We start from the raw sequence: 21,800 nt of genomic DNA on the forward strand, positions 1-21,800 counted from the left end.
ATAAGAACAAATTTAGAATACAATTAAAATTATTCAGAGATGATTTTAGAAATGAAAGTACCATCACCGGGAGAGTCTATTACCGAAGTGGAAATAGCTACATGGTTAGTTGAAGATGGCGATTATGTTGAAAAAGACCAGGCTATAGCAGAGGTTGATAGTGATAAAGCAACGCTTGAGCTTCCAGCCGAAACCAGTGGTACTATTACCTTAAAAGCTGAAGAAGGGGATGCTGTTGCAGTTGGAGCGGTAGTATGTCTTATAGATACCAGCGCTGAAAAACCGGAAGGTGATGCTCCTGCTAAGGAAGCTGTTAAAGAAGAAGCGCCAAAAGCTGAGGTTGTTGCCAGTGCACCAACGCCACAAGCGGCAACTTATGCCACGGGTACAGCAAGCCCTGCTGCTAAAAAGATTTTAGCAGAGAAGGGTATTGAAGCAGCTTCAATTAACGGTACCGGTAAAGATGGCAGGGTTACTAAAGAAGATGCTATAAAAGCTGTGCCTTCAATGGGAACACCAACCGGAGGTAACAGAGGCTCATCCAGAAGTAAAATGTCTATGTTACGCCGTAAAGTAGCTGAACGTTTGGTGGAGGCTAAAAATACTACGGCTATGTTAACCACTTTTAATGAGGTTGATATGTCGCCAATTTTTGCTTTAAGAAGTGAATATAAAGAAACCTTTAAGTCCAAACACGGTGTTGGTTTAGGGTTTATGAGCTTCTTTACTCTGGCTGTGGTACGTGCATTAAAAATGTATCCTGCTGTAAATTCCATGATTGATGGTAAAGACATGATCAGCTACGACTTCTGTGATATCAGTATTGCGGTTTCGGGACCAAAAGGATTAATGGTGCCTGTAATGCGTAATGCTGAAAATTTAAGTTTTAGAGGGGTCGAGTCTGAAGTAAAACGTCTGGCCATAAGAGCTCGTGACGGACAAATCACGGTTGATGAAATGACAGGCGGTACTTTTACTATTTCCAACGGAGGTGTGTTTGGAAGTATGTTATCTACGCCAATTATTAACCCTCCTCAAAGCGGAATTTTAGGAATGCATAACATTGTAGAACGTCCTGTGGCCATTGATGGTAAAGTAGAAATTCGTCCTATTATGTACGTGGCATTATCCTATGACCACAGAATTATCGACGGTAAGGAAAGCGTTGGATTTTTAGTAGCCGTTAAAGAAGCGCTGGAAAATCCGATAGAGCTTTTGATGAATAATGATGTTAAAAAAGCACTTGAGTTATAGATTCAATAATTTTAATAAATAAATAGAAAAAGGGATGCTATTACGGCATCCCTTTTTTCTACCATTTTTAATCTAAACTAAAAACAAATTAATAAGGTTCATAGAAATTATGATAATAACCAGTATAGTTAATCCAACTATGCAGCATTTATCCAGAATACTATTTTCTCTTTCCATGGTATATATCGTATTATTAAGGTAAGATTTGAAGGGGAACTCTGCACCGGAACGGTGCAGAGTTTGTTAAATAATTCTATCTCTCAAAAAGAATTATAATAGCTTATGTAAAATTAGGTTACCTGGGTTTAAAAAAAAATAAGCACTTCTACGTAATTTTTGATTGAGAACAGTGTTATAAAAAGCGAAAGCTCCGGATCACAATGATGCCAGAGCTTTCTTAATTCTCCCTAAGAACTAATTAATAGCACTGTAAAGATATAGGATAAGCACGATATAAAAAATACGCACTTCTACGTATTTTTATAAATGAGCTTTGTTAAGATTTGCCCAAATAGAAAGTGATGTAGGCTTGTTGTCCAACCCTAATTTAGCAACAATATTACTCCTGTGTTTATCAACGGTTCTTACCGATATTGATAGTTCTTCGGCTATATCATTGCTGGTCTTATTTTCAGAAATTAGCTTAACTATTTTTAATTCAGATTTCGTTAAAAGCTCAATAGCGTCTAAATGACTGTCAATAGGACTGGAGTTCAAAAATGAAGCTATTTCTTCACTAAAATAAGGTTTGTTATTTACTACATTCTCAATGCAGGTTTCAATTTCTTCAACAGCAAACTCCTTTAATATGTAACCGAATACATTGAATGCTTTTGCTTTTTCAAATAACTCTTCTTCTTTATCAAATGTGATGAGGATAATCTTTGTAGATAAATTGTTTTTTTTGCATTCTTCGGCAATTTCCAACCCTGTTTTGTGGGGCATTCTAATATCAAGAATGGCTATCTCAGGCTTTAATTTTACAATTAGATTGTACGCAGCATTTCCATCTGTAGCGCTTCCAACAATATTGAAATTTTTAGAAGTTAAAAAATCAGTCAAGCCTCTGAGCATCAATGGATGATCATCGGCAATAACAATAGAAGTATTCATTTATTTTAGGGAGATAGAATAGTTTAGCTATTGGTTTATATTTTTAAATATAGATATTTCTTTTGATAATCTATAATAGCTTTACCTTTTTTTAGTATGTCCGCACCAATTATACCGTCAACAGGTTTTGAGTTATGATTGATCAAAGCGGTGTTTACATGTGTTAAATTAAACAGTACCAAAACCACTTTATCATGACGCCATTTCCCTATTTTCACTTTGTTTTTTTTAGACATTTTAGTTTCCATATCAATGGCTCCGGCACCCGCTGCTTTTATAACAGAATCCTCAGCTTTTAGTTTAAAGGTTTCAACCGCTTCAAAACCAACACAGGAGCTTGATGCCCCGGTGTCTAAAATGAATAATCCCCGTTTTCCATTTATGGTAGCCTTAATTTCAAAATGATTGGTTTTGGTAAGGTGTAATTTTATTTTTGTGTAACCTTTTTCCAGTAAATATTCTTGAAGCGTCTCCATCAAACTTAATTTTAAACAAAAGTATATTAATTTTTTCATTTGGAAATTCACAAAACCGAATGAAACTAAATTATAAACTAACAAAGTAAAACCAAATTTTATAACTTTTTGAAAATAAAATTTAGTTTTTACAAAGGAAATATAATCATGTAAAAACGATTACTTTTACAAAAAATTATTAAGGCCTTAACTTTTGATTATTACAGATACCCATACACATCTATATAGTGAAGCTTTTGATGATGACAGGAACCATATGATAGAGCGGGCTATTCAGCAAAATGTATCCAGATTTTTTATACCGGCCATAGACTCAACCTATACAGAGTCTATGTTTCAATTAGAAAAAGATTTTCCGGATAATGTGTTCTTAATGATGGGACTTCACCCAACACACGTAAAAGATAATTATAAAGATGAACTTCAGCATGTTGAGGACATGTTGGCAAAACGCCATTTTTATGCGGTGGGAGAAATCGGTATAGATTTGTATTGGGATAAAACCACTTTAGGAATTCAGCAAGAAGCCTTTAAATATCAAATAGAGTTAGCTAAACAATACCAATTGCCCATTGTGATTCATTGCAGAGAATCATTTAACGAAATTTTTGAAGTTTTAGAAGCGGTTAAACATGATGATTTATTTGGGATTTTCCATTGTTTTACCGGAACTTTAGAGCAGGCGCATCAAGCTATATCCTATAACATGAAATTAGGGATTGGCGGTGTGGCAACTTTTAAAAATGGTAAAATTGACAAGTTTTTAAATGAGATTGACCTTAAGCATATAGTATTGGAAACAGATTCACCATATTTAGCTCCGGTTCCATATCGAGGGAAGCGAAACGAAAGTGTTTATATTTTGAAGGTATTAGAAAAACTATCGGAAATTTATGGAATATCAATTCAGGAAATTGCGAGTATTACCACTCAAAACTCCAAAGATGTATTTAGTATTTAAGTTATGAGTCGTACAAAGCCTAGCATATTACTTATTTATACCGGCGGAACCATTGGTATGATTAGAGACTTTAAAACAGGTGCTTTAAAAGCATTTGATTTTAAAACCCTTCTGGATAAGATACCGGAATTACAATTATTGGATTGTAACATAGATACGGTGTCTAATAAGCCAATAGATTCGAGCAATATGAACCCTGATTATTGGGTTGAAATAGCTGAATTAATAGAAGCCAGTTATGATGATTTCGATGGTTTTGTTGTACTTCATGGCAGCGATACCATGAGTTATACTGCGTCGGCTTTAAGCTTTATGTTGGAGAATTTAGCAAAACCCGTGGTGTTTACGGGGTCGCAATTACCCATAGGAGATTTAAGAACAGATGCCAAAGAAAACTTAATTACTTCAATTCAGGTGGCTTCCTTACAAAAAGACAAGGAACCGGTCATAAAAGAAGTGTGCCTGTATTTTGAGTATAAATTGTATAGAGGAAACAGGACCACCAAGATCAATGCTGAACATTTCCAGGCATTTGCATCACCTAATTACACAGATTTAGCAGAGTCCGGAGTCCATTTAAAGGTTAACAAAAGGTATTTGTTTAAGCCAGATCCAAATAAACCGTTAAAAGTCCATAAAAACCTGGACCATAATATTGCGCTTATCAAATTGTTTCCCGGAATAACAAAAACGGTTATTGAAAGCATTTTTAATAACCCAAGTTTAAAAGCCGTTATTTTGGAAACTTACGGAGCAGGTAATTGTACAACGGAAGCTTGGTTTATTGAACTGCTGGAAGAAAAAATTTCAAAAGGGATACACATCATCAATATAACGCAATGCTCCGGCGGAAGTGTTATGATGGGGCAATATGAAACCAGTAGCAGCTTAAAAAGGATTGGTGTCATTTCAGGAAAAGATATTACTACCGAAGCAGCAGTAAGCAAATTAATGTACTTATTGGGTCAGAATATTTCTAAAGAAATGTTCAAATCAGCATACGAAATGCCTTTAAGAGGAGAAATGACCTAAATTTAACCCTATAAAATTTTAAGGTTTGAAGATTTTTTTGTTATTTCATCGCCCGTAATTAATACGACTGAAATAAAAACTAGAGAGGTGGCCGAGTGGTCGAAGGCGCACGCCTGGAAAGTGTGTATACCTCAAAAGGGTATCGAGGGTTCGAATCCCTTCCTCTCTGCTGTTATTTTTACAATTAATTGCTTTTTTTTTTTATCTTTAACACTTTAACTAATAAAATTAAGATCGAGACATGAAAAGATTATTTTCTATCCTTGCCATTACAGGAATGATGGTATTTGGAACTGCTAACGCAACTACAATTGCAACCACAACTACGGCAACTACTGTAGCAACAACAATTCAAGACGATGGAGCAGAAGCACCTGCTGAAGAAACACTTGGATTTCATCAGGAATTGAAAAAGAGATTTATTGAAGGAGGCCCAGGCTTTATGGGAATTGTTTTGTTATGTTTAATTCTAGGTTTAGCAATTGCTATTGAGAGAATTATCTTTTTAAACCTTTCTACTACAAATACTAAAAAATTAACTCAAAATGTAGAAGATGCATTATCATCCGGAGGCGTTGAAGCAGCTAAAGAAGTTTGTAGAAACACTAAAGGGCCTATCGCATCCATTTTCTATCAAGGATTAGACAGAACTGACGAAGGTATTGAAGCTGCCGAAAAAGCTGTTGTAGCTTATGGAGGTGTTCAAATGGGTCAGTTAGAGAAAAACGTTTCCTGGATTTCATTATTTATCGCATTGGCACCTATGTTAGGATTCATGGGTACGGTAATTGGTATGATTAATGCATTTGATAAAATTGAAGCGGCCGGAGACATGCAACCATCGCTTGTAGCCGGTGGTATTAAGATCGCACTTTTAACAACGGTATTTGGTCTTATTGTGGCTATCATACTTCAGATTTTTTATAATTACATTATTGCTAAGATTGACAGTATAGTTAATGATATGGAGGATGCTTCTATTACATTAATGGACTTATTAATTAGAAGTAAGAAGTAATTATAAAAAAGATTTAGGTTATGAACTCACAAAAAATATTAACTATCATTATGGGAATTATTGGAGCTGTATCCACTATATTTCTGTTTATGATATTAAGCGCAGGTGATGAGGCCATTAAGGCAGGTGAAGCCGATGGAACTGTAAATACATTTATATATTTAGCATATGTGGTACTATTTTTGATAGTAGCTATAGTGTTATTATTTGTTATTAAAGGATTGTTTTCTGGGAATGTTAAAAAAACATTAATGTCGGTAGGGATCTTTTTAGCAATTGCATTTATATCGTATGCTATGTCGTCCGGAACGGATTTGGATTTACAGCCATTTGTAGATAAAGGACAGGATATAACAGAAGGAACATCAAAGAAAGTAGGAGCTGGGTTATATACATTTTATGTGTTAGCAATTTTAGCGATAGCTTCCATGGCTTTCTCAGGAGTTAAGAAAATATTTAATAAATAATATTATGGCAAAAAGAGCAGCACCAGAAGTAAATGCGGGCTCCATGGCCGACATCGCGTTCTTACTATTAATATTTTTCTTAGTAACAACAACCATTGAGGTAGATTCGGGAATCAACCGTAAGTTACCACCAATGGAAGAATCTGAGGAAGACGTTGTTATTAAGCAAAAAAACATCTTTACAGTGTTATTAAATGGTAAAGACCAGTTATTGGTAGAGGACGAATTAATGGAACTGAAAGATTTAAGAGCAGCAGCCATTGAGTTTTTAGATAATGGTGGTGATGGATCTTGCAGTTATTGCAACGGAAGGAAAGATCCAAAATCATCTGATAATCCGGATAAGGCTATTATTTCTTTAAAAAATGAAAGAGAGACAAGTTATAAGCAGTATATAGCTGTGCAAAATGAGTTAGTGGCGGCTTATAATGTGTTGAGAGATAAGAGATCTATGGCTCAATATGGGGTTCCATTCACAGAAATGCAAGCTAATTATAAGGATGTTAATTGGCCCGGGAACAAGGACAGGCTAAAGGAGAAGATAGACCAGATTAAATTAGACTATCCTCAAAAGCTTTCAGAAGTACAGTAATTTAACATTAATAGAAGATTTATGTCTAAATTTAAAAAGAAAAAGAGCGGTGCTTTACCGGCTATATCAACAGCATCTTTACCGGATATTGTATTCATGTTATTATTCTTTTTTATGGTAGCCACAGTAATGAGGGAAAATACCTTGATGATAGAGAATAATTTACCATTTGCAGATCAGGTTGAAAAGCTTGATAAAAAAGATTTGGTTATGTACATATATGCAGGAAAACCAAGTCAAAACTTTAAGCAGTATGGTACGGAAGCAAGAATTCAATTAAATGATAAACTTGCAGATGTGAAGGACATCGCTTCATTTATAGCTGCGGAAAGAGCCTCTAAAAGAGAAGAATTAATTCCGTTTTTAACTACAGCCTTAAAGGTTGATAGCGACGCTAATATGGGATTAATTGGAGATATTAAGCAAGAATTACGAAAAGTAAATGCGCTTAAGATAAATTACACTACAAAGAAGGGTAGTGTGTTTGGAAGAAATTAGTTTTTTACTCTTAATTTTATATAAAGGCGTTTTGACATTTCAAAACGCCTTTTTTTATTATCACATCCGAACAATTTTAACTAACATTGTGTGTTAGTAAGTTAGCTAAAGAACAGATTCATGAGATATTTATTTATTATTGTATGTCTTCTGCTAGGGTTTTTAGAGGGAAGCGCCCAGGAACAAAACATAAAAGAAATAGATTCGCTTTATAAGGAAGATCAAATATATGCCGGGGTTACATATAATTTATTAGGGAATAAGCCAGACGACATATCGCAAAGTGGGTTTTCATTAGGTTTTCATTTGGGCTTTATCAAAGACATGCCTATTAATAAAAGAAGAAATGTAGCTATTGGATTAGGGCTTGGGTATTCAGCTAATTCGTTTAATCAAAATTTACTGATCAACAAGGAAAATAATGTTATCACTTATGATATTCTGGCTGATTCGGGTACTTATAGTAAGAATAAGTTTTCCAGTCATTTGGTTGAAATCCCTTTTGAATTCAGGTGGCGTACTTCTACAGCAACAGAATATAGTTTTTGGCGTATTTATACCGGATTTAAGGTTGGATATATGATTACGCACACCACTAAGTACAAAGGAGACTTAGGGACTGTTAAGTTCAGTGATATTGAAGGTTTCAATAAGTTTCAATACGGTTTAACCTTAAGTGTTGGTTATAATACATGGAATTTATATTTGTATTATGGGTTGAATCCTATTTTTAATGAAAATGTAGTTATAGCCAATGAAAAGTTAGATATGAACTCCGTAAAAATTGGGCTCGTGTTTTACATATTATAACCAATTGGGAACCAATATTATTTGAGGTATTACGCCAACAAAAACACCCATTACCAGTTCCTTGTAAGTATGTGCATTTACATGAAGCCTTGAGGTTGCAACAGCGCCTGTTATTATGGCCATTAAAGCTAAAGTCCCGTTAATATTTATACTAAAATGAATACTTAGAGCAATAAAAAACATAAATACTCCGGAAACAGCAATCATATGGATACTTGCCTTAAATTTAAAAATAGCCAGTATTAAACAAGCCATTGTAGAGATTAAAATACCAATAAAGAAATAATATAACTCAATGATTTGTGTAGGTGTTAAAATGCGTTGAATCACAATTAAAACAACTACACAGTTAAGCAATAGCGGCAATATACGTTCCGAAGTGGTTTGAAGATAAATAGATTTTACTTTTCCCAGGGTTTTTAAAAGGAAATAGAGCAGGATAGGAAGTACGACAGTAAGTATAAAGAGAGACACCAGTTTTGCCCAAATAATTTCCCTTGGAATGTACCTTGGTGATTTTGAAAAGTAAAAGATCACCCCCAATAATGGCATCAATAACGGATGAAAAATAAATGAGATACTTCTTAAAATATGATCCATTATATCTTTTTACGTAGTCTGGCAACCGGAATGTCTAGCTGTTCTCTGTATTTGGCAACAGTTCTCCGGGCTATAGGATACCCTTTTTCTTTTAAAATACCGGCAAGGGTTTCGTCTGTTAAAGGTTTTTTCTTATCCTCTTCTTCAATGACGGTCTCTAAAATTTTCTTGATTTCCCTGGTAGATACATCTTCGCCCTGATCATTTTTCATCGACTCCGAAAAGAATTCCTTTATCAATTTGGTTCCGTAAGGGGTGTCAACATACTTGCTGTTTGCAACCCGGGACACTGTAGATACATCCATGGAAATTTCATCGGCAATATCTTTAAGGATCATAGGTTTTAAGTTGCGTTCATCACCGGTCAAAAAATACTCTTTTTGGTAATGCATAATAGCACTCATAGTCACAAAAAGCGTTTGTTGGCGTTGCTTTATAGCCTCAATAAACCATTTGGCAGCATCTAATTTTTGCTTGATGAATATAACAGCATCTTTTTGAGATTTCGATTTGTCTTTCGAGTCTTTATATCCTTTAAGCATATTGTTATACTCTCTAGAGACATGAAGCTCCGGGGCATTTCGGCCGTTAAGGGTCAATTCTAATTCACCATCAACAATTTTAATAGCAAAGTCCGGGACAATATGTTCTACAATCCTGTTATTGCCGGAATAAGAACCACCGGGTTTTGGATTAAGATGTTCAATTTCAGAAATGGCATCTTTTAATTGAATTTCAGAAATATCAAATTTTTGGATTAACTTCTGATAGTGTTTCTTGGTAAATTGCTCAAAGGCTTTATCAATGATACCTATGGCTAATTCAGTATCAGGTGTTTTTTCTTTCCTGTGCAATTGAATGCTAAGGCATTCTTGTAAATTTCTGGCTCCAACACCTGCAGGGTCTAACTGATGAACAATTTTTAGTACGTCTTCAATTTTGTTCTCTTCGGTATAGACATTTTGAGTAAAGGCCAGGTCATCCATAATGTCTGATAATGATCTGCGTATATACCCGCTTTCATCAACACTACCAACTAAAAATTCGGCAATATCCCGCTCTTCATCACTTAGTCTATAAGTATTCAGTTGATTTATAAGATACTGTGTAAACGAAGTCCCTGCTGCATAGGGCATGGTTTTTTCTTCGTCATCACTACTGTAATTATTGGTCTGGGTACGATAATCAGGGATTTCGTCATCACTTAAATACTCATCAACATTAATGTCTTCGGCATTTATGGATTCATTATCGTTATAATCGTCATTATTGTCAAACTCCGAATCAAATTCGTCTTTATTTTCTTTACCGCCTTCAAGAGCAGGGTTTTCCTCAAGTTCTTGCTTCAGTCGTTGCTCAAAAGCCTGTGTTGGCAACTGAATCAATTTCATTAATTGAATCTGCTGCGGCGATAGTTTTTGCGATAGTTTAAACTGTAAATGTTGTTTGAGCATGATTTGGTTGCTAGTTGTTAATCAAAGATAAAAAAAGCAATGAGCTTGCCAAAGTCATACCAAACTAAAGAAATTTCAATTTTTATGTTAAAATTCGGCGTTTTGAGGGGTTCTAGGATAGGGAATAACATCCCTGATATTACTCATGCCGGTAACAAACATGACCAAACGTTCAAAACCTAAACCAAAACCGGAATGTACGGCGGTACCAAACTTACGAAGATCCAAATACCACCAAAGCTCTTCTTCAGGAATATTTATAGCGGCCATTCTATCTTTTAAAACTTCCAAACGCTCTTCACGTTGGGCACCACCAACAATTTCTCCTATGCCTGGAAATAAGATGTCCATTGCACGTACTGTTTTTCCATCGTCATTTAAACGCATGTAAAACGCTTTAATATTAGCCGGATAATCAAACAGAATTACCGGACACTTAAAGTGTTTTTCAACAAGAAAACGTTCGTGTTCACTTTGTAAATCAGACCCCCATTCATTGATAAGATATTTGAATTTCTTTTTCTTGTTAGGCTTACAATTTCGTAGAATATCTACAGCTTCGGTGTAACTAACACGTTTAAAATGATTATCGGTTACAAATTTAAGTTTCTCAATAAGTGTCATGGTACTTCTTTCGGCCTGAGGTTTTCTTTTGTCCTCATCCTGTAAGCGCTTATCTAAAAACTCTAAATCTTCACTATTGTTTTCAAGGATATATTTTATAACATATTTGAGAAAATCTTCGGCTAGATCCATATTGCCGGCCAGATCCATAAAGGCTACTTCGGGCTCAATCATCCAAAACTCAGCTAAATGCCGCGATGTATTTGAGTTTTCAGCCCTAAATGTCGGGCCAAATGTGTAAACTTTACCCAATGACATAGCATAAGTCTCAGCTTCCAACTGACCGGATACTGTCAGATTGGTTTCTTTTCCGAAGAAATCCTGAGAATAATCTATTTTGCCATTGCCATTGGTAGGTAAATTATTGACATCTAAACTGGTTACTTTAAACATTTCACCGGCACCTTCGGCATCACTGCCGGTAATGATCGGTGCATGCATATAATAAAAACCATGTTCATTGAAATACTTATGAATGGCGAATGATAATGCCGAACGTAAGCGCATAACGGCACTGAACGTATTGGTTCTGGTGCGTAAATGGGCATGTTCCCTTAAAAATTCAAACGTATGCTTTTTAGGTTGAATAGGGTAGGTCTCAGGATCTGAATCCCCTAAAACCTCTAAAGTTTTTACCTGAATTTCAACCTTTTGGCCTTTACCCTGACTTTCAACAAGTTCACCGGTGACGTGAATGGCAGCTCCGGTTGTAATTCGTTTTAGCAGCGCTTCATCAAAATTCTCAAAATCTACTACGCACTGGATATTGTTTAATGTGGAACCATCATTTAAAGCAATAAACCTGTTAGCCCTAAAGGTTCTAACCCAACCTTTTATTTCTACTTCAGGAAAGGTAATATCTTGTGATAATAATTCTGAAACGGTATATGACTGCATCAATATCTGAATTTAGATGTAAATATAAAAAAAGCCTTTCGGCTTCCAAGTCTAAAATACTAAAAAACCAAATTCTATAAGCAAAAATTAAAAAAAACCTATTTATTGAAATCTTATTCCGTATCGTCTTCCTCCGGAATAATATTTATAGCTGGTTCCCTCAATACTTCCTTATTGGCAATACTGCGTTCTAAAGATAGCAATAATGATGGCAATAATAACAAATTTGATAGCATTGCAAATAGGAGGGTTGCAGAAACTAAAGCTCCTAATGCTACAGTACCGCCAAAACTGGAAATGGTAAACACTGAAAAACCAAAAAACAGAACGATTGACGTATAAAACATACTCACTCCGGTTTCTCGTAAAGCCCCGTAAACGGACACTTTAATTTTCCATTGATTGGCTTGTAATTCCTGCCTGTATTTTGCTAAAAAATGAATGGTGTCATCAACCGATATACCAAACGCGATACTAAACACTAATATGGTTGAAGGCTTGATGGGGACGCCCAAATACCCCATTAATCCGGCGGTAACTAACAGCGGCAACAGGTTTGGGATCAATGATACGATGATCATTCTACCGGACCTGAACATATAGGCCATGAATAACGAGATTAAGAAGATGGCTAATGACAGGGATATAGCTAAATTTTTGACCAAATATTTTGTTCCCTTTTGAAACACAAGGGCTTTTCCGGTCATAGTTACGTCGTACCGCTCTTCCGGGAAAACTTTATCAATTTTACTTTGAAGATTTTCTTCAATGCGTTCCATTTTATCAGTTCCAATGTCTTTCATAAACGTAGTGATCCTGGCATATTGCCCGGTACTGTCTACAAAATTTTTGAGCAAATCTACGTTAGATGATGAGTTTTTAGCATAAGATAGAATGAAACTATTCTCTTGTGATGTTGGTAACTGATAGTATTTTGGGTTACCGTTATAATAAGCCTGTTTAGAATATTTTACCAAACTTACTACCGAAACGGGTTTAGATAATTCAGGTGTTTCAATAATCAGATTTTCCAGCTCATTCATGCGTTTGAGGGTAGCTAATTTCATAACCCCTTTCTTGCGTTTGGTATCCACCATAAACTCTAAAGGCATAATACCGTTAAACTCTTCTTCAAAAAACCGGATGTCATTAAAAAAATCGGTTTCCTTTGGCATGTCTTCAATCAAGCTTCCTGAGATCTTTATTTGGTAAATACCAATAATACTGGCTACAAGAAGTATCACGGAAGTAGCATAAATAGCAATGCGTTTTTGCTTTACCATCCATTCCATCCAGTTAACAAAACCACCGATCCAACGTTTGTTTAAATGCTCTAAATGGCGGTCTTTCGGGTGTGGTAAAAAGGTGTAAATAATAGGAATGATGAGTAAACACAGGATGAATATAGCCAGAATACTTAATGAGGCTACCACACCAAATTCTTTTAAAAGTTTACTTTCGGTAAGAATAAAGGTTGCAAATCCAGACGCTGTGGTAACATTGGTCATTAACGTGGCATTACCAATTTTTGTAATAACACGTTGTAGTGATCTTACTTTATTCCCATGAAGTTTTACTTCGTGCTGGTATTTGTTGATCAAAAAGATACAATTAGGGATACCAATAACGATAATTAATGGTGGAATTAATGCTGTTAAAACGGTGATCTCGTAGTTGAATAAACCAATAATTCCAAGGGTCCACATCACTCCAATACAAACTACAATGAGTGAAATAAAAGTAGCTCTGAACGATCTGAAAAAGAAAAAGAAAATAATGGAAGTAACCAGTAAAGCGGCAATTACAAACCAATTAATTTCATTTATAATAACCTGTGAGTTTAGGGTGCGAATGTATGGCATCCCGGAAACCCTGACGTCTAAATTGTTCGCTGCTTCAAACAGTTCAATTTTACTGGCTAAAACATCAATAACAAAGTCTTTCCTGGCAGAGGTATTTACAATATCTTTTTTTAGATAAATGGCTGTTCTGACCGTTTTGGTCTCTTTATTGAACAAGAAATTATCATAAAACGGATACTTATGAAACAACTCTTTTTGAAGGGTTTCAATTTGTTCTACAGATGTAATGGAATCTTTTATAAAAGGTTCTAAATTGAACTTTTCATTTTTAGTATCCTTCACCAGTTTTTGAAGGTCTTTAATAGAAACTACGGTTTCAACTTCATCGTATTTTTTAAAATCTTCAGATAGCTTGTTCCAGGTATTAAGTTTTTCAACGGTGAATAATGAGCTGTCTTTAACCCCTAGAACAATAAGATTTCCTTCTTCCCCAAAGGTTTTTAAAAAATTATTATAGGTAATATTTACGGCGTGGTCGTCTGGTAAAAGGTTGGCTTCAGTATAGGTAAAACGCATGTTGTCCCACTGCCTGCTAAAAAAATAAGTGGCAATAATAATACCTGCAAGAATGATGATTTTATTACGTAAAATCAATCTTGCGGTAACATCCCAAAAGTCTTTGCTAAACAGTTTAAACATACCTTTTTATGAAAGCTGCGCAAAGGTAGAAAAAACGCTTGTATTACCTCATAAAGTCACGTTAAATGTAAATGTTAAAGCCATATTATCTGTAAATTCTGGTAAATGGGATGTTTCTTAACGATGTAGGTAGTTCAAACCAAAACCAAAACGGAATTCATTAAGCTCAAAACCTGACCCCGTGCAGCTTTTTAATGATCCTGGGGTATATGAGACCTTAATGTAAATATAACCTAACGGCCGCAGGCACTAAATTGAACCTTAATTTTGAGCCTGGAGTTCGTGATGATAGTTTATCATGATTTTGTGCCCTTCATCAGTGCCATAATATCCCACAGCAACACCTCTGCTTTTTTCTCCCATCATACCTCGGTAGTGCCCACCTTCAGGACCTTCTCTATAAATGTTATAAGGAAGCCAAAATACCTTATCCCTGACACTACTGTTGGAACCTTCTTCACCGTAGTATCCACCGCCGGCAGCCTGCGCTCTCCATCCGCAACCGTCATTCCAATGTGCAGCACCATTTTCTAATGCGAGCCTTGCTTCCCGTGCAGCGCATGGTTCATATTCAATAGCGCGAACATGTGGTGGTAAATTATGTCGGGCCCTATATAAGTTAATTAAATTCACAACATATTCACCAACATCAACATAGCCACAGGGCGGATCATCATCCATCAGTTGCATAGCACCACCCGCACACAGGTTTTCGGGGTTTCCGGGACCGTCAGGGAACTGCCCTACAACAGAGGATTCTAAGCGTTCATAGAATTCGGATTCACCAACCCCTAAATCTATATAGGGGCCATGTTTTTCGGAGGCATCCTGATAATCACAGGAGACATTGAAAAACAAGAAAAACAAACAACTAAAACATGCCAGTTTTTGGCGCCATACTGCATTGGTTTTCATAGGCATAGGTTTATTTCGACTTGGGTGATCTGATACTAAACTATATTATAATCGCGGTATTTTAAAATAAAAATCACATAATTCGATGAACGCCACTTACCATTTAACTATTTATTCGATAAACGGCAATTGCTTTATTTTTTAAGGATATCATAAGCAAATCCTAATGGACGGTAGCCTTTATATTCTTTTACAAAGTCACATTAAATGTAAACTTCAAGGCGATGTTATCTGTGAATTCAGGTAAATGGTAGGCACCATAACGATATGTAAAGCTTAAACCAAAACCAAAAAACAACTTATTAAGCTCAAAACCGGATTCCGTATAACCTTTTTTTAACGATTTAAAAGTCACATTTTCATGCTTTTCCGGTTGTTTCATGTCGCCAATGGCATATCTGGTAATTAGCACTAATTGTGGCTTGTAGCGTTCTGTTATATTAAATGGTTTAAAAAAGCGCTTCAACTGAATGGTTGCAAACTTATCAGAAAAAAACTCATTGAAATACATGGTTTCAAAACTGTTTAAACCGGCCACCGAAAAACGCTGCATAATGGTTTCTTTAGTAATATTGTTAGGGTATGCGTGATACATATGCGTTAATGGTGTATCGCCGTTTGCAAGACCGGAGACCAGAGTTATCTCTGAATAATTATCTTTTTCACTAATGAACTTATGAATGGTCCTAAAATCTATTTTTGAAAAATTGAAGTCACCTTTAAAAGCATTTTTAATACTTTTTGAATATTGAAGTGTGAACTTTGGGTACCCGTATTTAGTTTCTTTTAAACCTTTTTCGGTTTGATTAAAATTGCTAAACGGACTCCATTGAAAAGCTACTTTTGCCATACTTAAACGGAAATCACTCAATGTGGTATTGTTTGAGTTGAATTCGTATTCGTAAGTCGGACTAATTTTACTTACTGAAAACTCAGCTTTAGAACTTACTTTATTAAAGAGTTGATGTTCTACTGCCACCGATTTTGTAACATGCTTATGAAACAGATCAATATTTAATAATCGGGGTTCAAAAAACTGAAAAAACCTACCGTCTGTTAAAAACGTGGTACTTCCGGTTTCCTGTAAGTCGTCAGTGTACGAGACATTTATCCAGGTATTTGTTTTGGGAGCCACTCTAAAACCGCCCCCAACACTAAACTTAAACCTGCCATCTCTAAATCCGTAAACTGTATATCCGTTAATTCTGAATTTTTTTGAAAAGGCATCATTCGTAGTACCGCCAAGCCCCGTTCTAATACCTTCGTATTGGTTGAATTTGATCAAATACCGTAAGTCAAAGTTGAAATATTTGGTAGGTAGATAACCGTTACCAAGGTGTCTTACGAATGCTTTTTTTTTGATGGAATCCTGTGCAGATTCTTTATTTTTTTCCGAAGAAAGTTGAGCGTTAGTAATATTAAAACAAAGAATGAAAACGAATAAAAAGTATTGTTTTAACATAAACGGAACAGAAAGTGACTGTCTAAAAAGTAATTGAAAATGTCATATTTAGCTTGTCGAAATATATTAACTTATCTAAAATCAAGATCGTTTTCGACAGGCTCAAACTGACAATATAATTTAGGTTGACTTTTTAGACAGCCTTATATTTTAGACGGTCATGATTTCTTTTTCTTTGACATGGAAAATATCATCTGCTCTTTTAACGTACGAATCTGTCATTTCTTGTATGTCTATTTCAGCATTACCTTTAACGTCTTCAGAAGCATCGTCTAATTTTTTGATTTCATGCATGGCGTCTCTTCGGGCATTTCTAATACCAATTTTGGCATCTTCGCCTTCTGCTTTAGCCTGTTTAGACAGTTCCCGTCTACGTTCTTCGGTTAATGGTGGTACGTTAATAATGATACTTTCGCCATTATTCATCGGGTTAAACCCAAGGTTGGCAATCATGATACCACGTTCAATTTCCTGAAGCATGGTTTTTTCCCATGGCTGAACCGTAATGGTTCTTCCATCAGGGGTATTTACATTGGCCACTTGATTTAATGGTGTTTGAGAACCATAATAATCTACCATAACACTGCCAAGCATGGCAGGGCTTGCTTTTCCTGCCCTGATATTAGAAAGTTGCTTTTCCAAATGCTTAATGGCATTGTCCATAGCTTCTTTTGCGGTGTCTAATATAAATTGAATGTCTTCGTTCATGGTATTTAAATTTTCGTGACTGTAATTGTTCAAAAATTACGCCAATTTTATACGTTAACTACGGTGCCAATTTTTTCTCCGGATACTACTTTTAGTAAATTCCCTTTTTTGTTCATATCAAAAACAATAATTGGCAATTTATTTTCCTGGCTTAATGTGAAAGCCGTAGTGTCCATAACTTTAAGTCCTTTACTTAATACTTCATCAAAAGATATATTGTTAAACTTAATGGCTTTCTCATCTTTTTCGGGATCAGCGGTATAAATACCATCCACACGTGTTCCTTTCAAAATAACATCAGCTTCAACCTCAATGGCTCTTAAAACGGCTGCCGAATCTGTTGTAAAATACGGATTTCCTGTACCACCGCCAAAAATAACCACACGTCCTTTTTCCAAATGCCTCATGGCTCTTCTTCTTATAAAAGGTTCTGCCACTTCGTTGATCTTAATAGCCGTTTGTAGCCTGGTTTCAATACCTGCATCTTCCAAAGCGCCCTGTAGAGCTAAGCCATTGATAACAGTAGCAAGCATACCCATGTGGTCTCCCTGAACCCTGTCCATGCCTTTGCTGGCCCCAGCCACGCCTCTGAAAATATTACCGCCACCTATAACAATAGCTACTTCAACACCTTTTTCGGTAATGTCTTTTATGTCTTTTGCGTATTCAGCTAAACGTTCCGGGTCAATACCATATTGACGGTTTCCCATTAAAGCTTCCCCTGATAATTTGAGGAGTATTCTTTTGTATTTCATCAGTTAAAATCTATTCGTTTTTGTTGTCAGATGTAATTCGCCGATGAACATTTAAATCCATACTTAAATCAAAACTGTTCAGGCTCATTTCATAATGTTTTTTGAGGTTTAGCAAATATACAAATAGATTTAACACATAGATATTGAAAAATTATTTTAAGTAATTTAAATTAGAACATCAAACATAATGGTTATTTTTATAGATAAATAATGAAACATGAAACGTTTATCAAAATTAGTTTCCCTTTTTGTTACTGTTCTTATAATAATTTCTTGTGCTGAAGAAAAGCTTGATACCAAACTTATAGCCGATAAATATTATAAAGGCATTGTCAAGGTTTTGATTTTTGATCCGGATTTGGAAAAGAAAAAACCCGGTTCCGGTTATTTAAGCAGAGGTTCCGGCTTTTTTGTAACTGATGATGGTTATCTTTTTACAAATAAACATGTGGTTGAATACTGTGTTAAAGGCTATATAGACTATGACTATTATGATAAAAATAAAATTAAAAAATCGTCAGTAGGGGTATATTCAGAAGACATAGTTAACGATAAGAATCTTATTAAGGTTTACAATGTGGGATATACCATTCCCGTAATTCAGGTATTTAATAGTCATAATGAAGAAGACTATAAACTCTATAAGGCCGAAGTTGTGGCCATAGGTTCAGGAAATTATGACGGTGCTTTATTAAAAATTGTAAGTGATTTTGATGATAATCCTGTTAAAAATAAATTCACCACCATTCCTATTGGGAATTCAGACAAGGTAGCGCAAGGCGAACAACTATGCGTTTTTGGCTTTCCACAACAGGTTAAAGGCTCTGCCAGTTTAACACTTAAAGATATGAGTACCTTAAGCACCGGTATCATGAGCGGTTTGGATTTTAATTTTAATCCGGATTACGGGTATTTAAAAACCGATGCGGAAATACATCCCGGAAATAGTGGCGGTCCTGTTTTCAGTGAAAAAAACAAAGCTATTGGTATTGCTACAGCAAAAGGGCATGTTACCGGGATTGGTTTAGTGAGCGGCATTAACGGGATGTATTATATATCAGCCATTGACAGTAAAGCCCATAAACGAATTATTGATAACGGATTGTCAATGCCGGAACGATTGGCCTCCATAAATACCATAACTGGAGATAAGCAACAGATTAAAACGGTTAGTGAAATAAATTCCTTAATAGAATCCAGAAAGCCAAAGAAGAAATCCTCAATTTTTTCCAATTATACCACCACAACCAAGAAAGATCTTTATACAAAATCTAAGGTGTATTTCTCTAACGTGTCCGTGAAGGATAACGACAATAAAATACCCGGAAAGTCTAAACAGTATACCAGTTTTTCTATGGACCCGAAAAATAAGGGCGGTAAGATATGGGTTTATGTAGACAACTATCCTAATAAAATGCATACGGAGCAGATAAAAGTTTACATTGATAAATACTCCAGTATTACAGGGAAATATAAAGTATTTAAAACGCTAACTTTTGACGTTAGTAAAACATCGGATTTCAAACATTTTTCATGTGATTTTTTTGAGGAAGGAAAATTTAAGTTCTATGTGTATTCCAAAGAAGGAAAGTATATTAATTCCGGTACGGTTGAATTGTATTTTAAAAAGTAGTTTATAATAAGAGAATAAAAAAAGCGGAATCAATTGACGATTCCGCTTTTTTTATAAAGATAAATTATGTTTTCTATCCTAAAGTCACACGTTTGAAACCTGTAATGGCAACGTCACCATAAGAAGACACATATTTTTCAACCGTAACTTTTTCGTCTTTGATAAAGTTTTGGTTTAATAAACATTGCTCCTGGTCTAAAGTCGTGTTATCAGAAATGAAACGTTGCATTTTTCCAGGTAAAATCCTGTCCCAGATTTGTTCCGGTTTACCTTCGGCTTTAAGTTCAGCTTTAGCATCTTCTTCAGCCTGGGCTAAAACTTCAGGTGTTAATTGAGCCATAGAAATGTATTTAGGAACATTTTTAAGTGTTTTACCTAAACGCGCTAATTCTTCATTGTCTTTTTCAATGACAGCAATTCTGGCTTCAGTTTCAGAAGCCACATAAGCCGGGTCAAAATCGTTGTATGATAATGTAGTAGCGCCCATAGAAGCAATTTGCATGGCTACGTCTTTAGCTAATACTTCAACGTTATCAACTACACTTGAAAACCCTACAATGGCAGCAATTTTATTAATATGAACGTAAGAACCAACGTAAGCAGCTTCTACTTTTTCAAAAGCTTTGATGTCTAACTTCTCACCAATAACACCGGTTTGCTCAACTAATTTTTCAGCAACAGAAATACCTCCAAAATCAGCGGCTAAAAAATCGTCTTTTGTAGCACAGTTCAAAGCAATTTCACCTAATTGGCTCGCAAGTGCTAAAAAGTTTTCGTTTTTACCAACAAAGTCAGTTTCACAACCTAATACGATAGCAACACCAGCTGTATTGTCTGCATTTACTTTTGCAACTGCAGCTCCTTCGCTAGACTCACGGTCAGCTCTTTTTGCTGCAACTTTTTGTCCTTTTTTACGTAAAATCTCGATCGCTTTGTCAAAATCACCTTCAGCTTCAACTAAAGCTTTTTTGCAGTCCATCATGCCTGCACCGGTAGCCTGTCTTAGTTTGTTAACTTCAGCGGCTGTAATTTTTACTGTAGATTCCATATCTATTTTTAAATATTAAAAAAAGTCGTTCATTTTTGTTGAGGTTCCCGCCTTCGCGGGAATGACATTTAAAAAGGAAACCTTGATGCCTAAACATCAAGGAGTGTTTTTTCAAAAAAGAACTAAACGACTTATTTGTGTTGTGTTAATGTTATTTATTCTTCTTCTTCGGCAACTACTGCTTTAGCTGGAGCAGCTTCGGCTTTTGGAGCGTCTTCTGCAGCAGATGCTGCTTCTTTCTCTGCTTTACGCTCTGCTAAACCACCGGCAATAGCATTTGTTACATATGATAAAATTTTGTCTATTGATTTAGAAGCATCATCATTTGCAGGGATTACATAGTCAACCTGACGTGGGTCTGAGTTGGTATCTACCATTGCAAAGATTGGAATGTTTAATTTTTGAGCTTCTTTAATAGCAATATGCTCACGCTTGATATCAACTACAAATAATGCACCCGGTAAACGTGTCATGTCACTAATAGAACCTAGGTTCTTCTCTAACTTAGCTCTTAAACGGTCTACTTGTAAACGCTCTTTCTTAGAAAGTGTGTTAAAAGTGCCGTCTTTCTTCATTCTATCAATAGAAGCCATTTTTTTAACAGCTTTTCTAATAGTAACAAAATTAGTTAACATACCACCCGGCCATCTTTCAGTGATGTAAGGCATGTTAATAGAGCCTGCTTTTTCAGCAACAATATCCTTTGCTTGTTTTTTGGTTGCAACGAATAAAATCTTTCTGCCTGAAGCTGCAATTTTTGCTAATGCTGCTCCGGCTTCATCAATTTTAGCCGCTGTTTTGTAAAGGTTAATAATATGGATACCGTTACGCTCCATATAAACGTAAGGAGCCATGTTTGGATCCCACTTACGTGTTAGGTGTCCGAAGTGTACACCTGCTTCAAGTAATTCTTTTACTTCTACTGCCATTTTTGTAATAGTTTACGTTCTGTTGAATTAGCAATGATTAAGTGGTCATTTTT

21 protein-coding genes and 1 tRNA gene are annotated in these 21,800 nt (G+C 35.5%); 10 read left to right on the top strand and 12 right to left on the bottom strand.

The window, feature by feature from the left end:
* The first annotated feature begins 39 nt into the window (after positions 1 to 39).
* Positions 40 to 1,254: a 2-oxoglutarate dehydrogenase complex dihydrolipoyllysine-residue succinyltransferase gene (gene odhB, locus Q0983_RS19125; RefSeq protein ID WP_299556665.1), complete on the top strand. Its 1,215-nt coding sequence runs from the start codon at positions 40 to 42 to the stop codon at positions 1,252 to 1,254.
* Positions 1,255 to 1,734: 480 nt separating this feature from the next.
* Here the strand turns inward: odhB and Q0983_RS19130 are convergent, their stop codons facing one another.
* The gene (locus Q0983_RS19130; protein ID WP_299556667.1) at positions 1,735 to 2,367 is read right to left on the bottom strand and encodes a response regulator transcription factor; all 633 of its coding nucleotides are present in this window, start codon (positions 2,365 to 2,367) and stop codon (positions 1,735 to 1,737) included.
* Between the two features lie 35 nt (positions 2,368 to 2,402).
* Positions 2,403 to 2,843, bottom strand: a complete 441-nt coding sequence (locus tag Q0983_RS19135) for a retropepsin-like aspartic protease (RefSeq protein WP_299556669.1) — start codon at positions 2,841 to 2,843, stop codon at positions 2,403 to 2,405.
* Between the two features lie 193 nt (positions 2,844 to 3,036).
* Between Q0983_RS19135 and Q0983_RS19140 the strand changes: the two genes are divergently transcribed.
* The 8 genes from Q0983_RS19140 to Q0983_RS19175 all read left to right on the top strand — a co-directional run bounded on the left by Q0983_RS19140 (position 3,037) and on the right by Q0983_RS19175 (position 8,221).
* A complete protein-coding gene (locus Q0983_RS19140; RefSeq protein WP_299556671.1) occupies positions 3,037 to 3,804 on the top strand; it encodes a TatD family hydrolase in 768 nt (255 codons plus the stop codon).
* 3 nt (positions 3,805 to 3,807) lie between these two features.
* On the top strand, positions 3,808 to 4,836 hold the full coding sequence (locus Q0983_RS19145; RefSeq protein WP_299556673.1) for an asparaginase: 1,029 nt from the start codon (positions 3,808 to 3,810) through the stop codon (positions 4,834 to 4,836).
* 81 nt (positions 4,837 to 4,917) lie between these two features.
* Positions 4,918 to 5,005 (top strand) — tRNA-Ser (locus tag Q0983_RS19150).
* 72 nt (positions 5,006 to 5,077) lie between these two features.
* The gene (locus Q0983_RS19155) at positions 5,078 to 5,854 is read left to right on the top strand and encodes a MotA/TolQ/ExbB proton channel family protein (protein ID WP_299556674.1); all 777 of its coding nucleotides are present in this window, start codon (positions 5,078 to 5,080) and stop codon (positions 5,852 to 5,854) included.
* 20 nt (positions 5,855 to 5,874) lie between these two features.
* Entirely contained in the window at positions 5,875 to 6,321 is a 447-nt protein-coding gene (locus Q0983_RS19160) for a hypothetical protein (RefSeq protein ID WP_299556676.1), read from the top strand.
* A gap of 4 nt (positions 6,322 to 6,325) precedes the next feature.
* Complete coding sequence (locus Q0983_RS19165; protein WP_299556678.1) at positions 6,326 to 6,913, top strand: biopolymer transporter ExbD; 588 nt, start codon at positions 6,326 to 6,328, stop codon at positions 6,911 to 6,913.
* Between the two features lie 21 nt (positions 6,914 to 6,934).
* Complete coding sequence (locus tag Q0983_RS19170; protein ID WP_299556680.1) at positions 6,935 to 7,411, top strand: biopolymer transporter ExbD; 477 nt, start codon at positions 6,935 to 6,937, stop codon at positions 7,409 to 7,411.
* A gap of 120 nt (positions 7,412 to 7,531) precedes the next feature.
* Positions 7,532 to 8,221, top strand: coding sequence for a porin family protein (locus tag Q0983_RS19175; RefSeq protein WP_299556682.1), 690 nt, complete (start codon positions 7,532 to 7,534; stop codon positions 8,219 to 8,221).
* Here Q0983_RS19175 and Q0983_RS19180 read toward each other — a convergent pair.
* The 8 genes from Q0983_RS19180 to pyrH all read right to left on the bottom strand — a co-directional run bounded on the left by Q0983_RS19180 (position 8,216) and on the right by pyrH (position 18,137).
* On the bottom strand, positions 8,216 to 8,821 hold the full coding sequence (locus tag Q0983_RS19180; protein ID WP_299556684.1) for a hypothetical protein: 606 nt from the start codon (positions 8,819 to 8,821) through the stop codon (positions 8,216 to 8,218). The two genes, Q0983_RS19175 and Q0983_RS19180, sit on opposite strands and share 6 nt — an antisense overlap.
* The gene (gene rpoN / locus Q0983_RS19185) at positions 8,821 to 10,275 is read right to left on the bottom strand and encodes an RNA polymerase factor sigma-54 (protein ID WP_299556686.1); all 1,455 of its coding nucleotides are present in this window, start codon (positions 10,273 to 10,275) and stop codon (positions 8,821 to 8,823) included. Before rpoN ends, Q0983_RS19180 begins: the two co-directional genes overlap by 1 nt.
* Before the next feature lie 87 nt (positions 10,276 to 10,362).
* Positions 10,363 to 11,796, bottom strand: coding sequence for an asparagine--tRNA ligase (gene asnS, locus Q0983_RS19190; protein WP_299556688.1), 1,434 nt, complete (start codon positions 11,794 to 11,796; stop codon positions 10,363 to 10,365).
* 113 nt (positions 11,797 to 11,909) lie between these two features.
* Positions 11,910 to 14,297: an efflux RND transporter permease subunit gene (locus Q0983_RS19195; RefSeq protein ID WP_299556690.1), complete on the bottom strand. Its 2,388-nt coding sequence runs from the start codon at positions 14,295 to 14,297 to the stop codon at positions 11,910 to 11,912.
* Positions 14,298 to 14,558: 261 nt separating this feature from the next.
* Positions 14,559 to 15,212, bottom strand: coding sequence for a hypothetical protein (locus tag Q0983_RS19200; RefSeq protein ID WP_299556692.1), 654 nt, complete (start codon positions 15,210 to 15,212; stop codon positions 14,559 to 14,561).
* Positions 15,213 to 15,402: 190 nt separating this feature from the next.
* The gene (locus Q0983_RS19205) at positions 15,403 to 16,497 is read right to left on the bottom strand and encodes a hypothetical protein (protein ID WP_366141029.1); all 1,095 of its coding nucleotides are present in this window, start codon (positions 16,495 to 16,497) and stop codon (positions 15,403 to 15,405) included.
* 327 nt (positions 16,498 to 16,824) lie between these two features.
* Complete coding sequence (frr, locus tag Q0983_RS19210; protein WP_299556696.1) at positions 16,825 to 17,382, bottom strand: ribosome recycling factor; 558 nt, start codon at positions 17,380 to 17,382, stop codon at positions 16,825 to 16,827.
* A 47-nt stretch (positions 17,383 to 17,429) separates the two neighbouring features.
* Complete coding sequence (gene pyrH / locus Q0983_RS19215; RefSeq protein ID WP_299556697.1) at positions 17,430 to 18,137, bottom strand: UMP kinase; 708 nt, start codon at positions 18,135 to 18,137, stop codon at positions 17,430 to 17,432.
* A 217-nt stretch (positions 18,138 to 18,354) separates the two neighbouring features.
* Between pyrH and Q0983_RS19220 the strand changes: the two genes are divergently transcribed.
* Positions 18,355 to 19,770 (top strand): serine protease, encoded by a 1,416-nt coding sequence (locus tag Q0983_RS19220; RefSeq protein ID WP_299556699.1) that lies wholly within the window; start codon positions 18,355 to 18,357, stop codon positions 19,768 to 19,770.
* Positions 19,771 to 19,843: 73 nt separating this feature from the next.
* On the opposite strand, the gene tsf is transcribed toward Q0983_RS19220, so the two are convergent.
* Both tsf and rpsB read right to left on the bottom strand, forming a co-directional pair.
* On the bottom strand, positions 19,844 to 20,818 hold the full coding sequence (tsf, locus tag Q0983_RS19225; protein ID WP_299556701.1) for a translation elongation factor Ts: 975 nt from the start codon (positions 20,816 to 20,818) through the stop codon (positions 19,844 to 19,846).
* A 155-nt stretch (positions 20,819 to 20,973) separates the two neighbouring features.
* Positions 20,974 to 21,747 carry a 30S ribosomal protein S2 gene (gene rpsB / locus Q0983_RS19230; protein ID WP_299556703.1) on the bottom strand — a complete coding sequence of 258 codons (774 nt, stop codon included), beginning with the start codon at positions 21,745 to 21,747 and terminating at the stop codon, positions 20,974 to 20,976.
* Positions 21,748 to 21,800: the final 53 nt, after the last annotated feature.

The organism is Seonamhaeicola sp., assembly GCF_028281565.1.
Lineage (GTDB): Bacteria > Bacteroidota > Bacteroidia > Flavobacteriales > Flavobacteriaceae > Seonamhaeicola.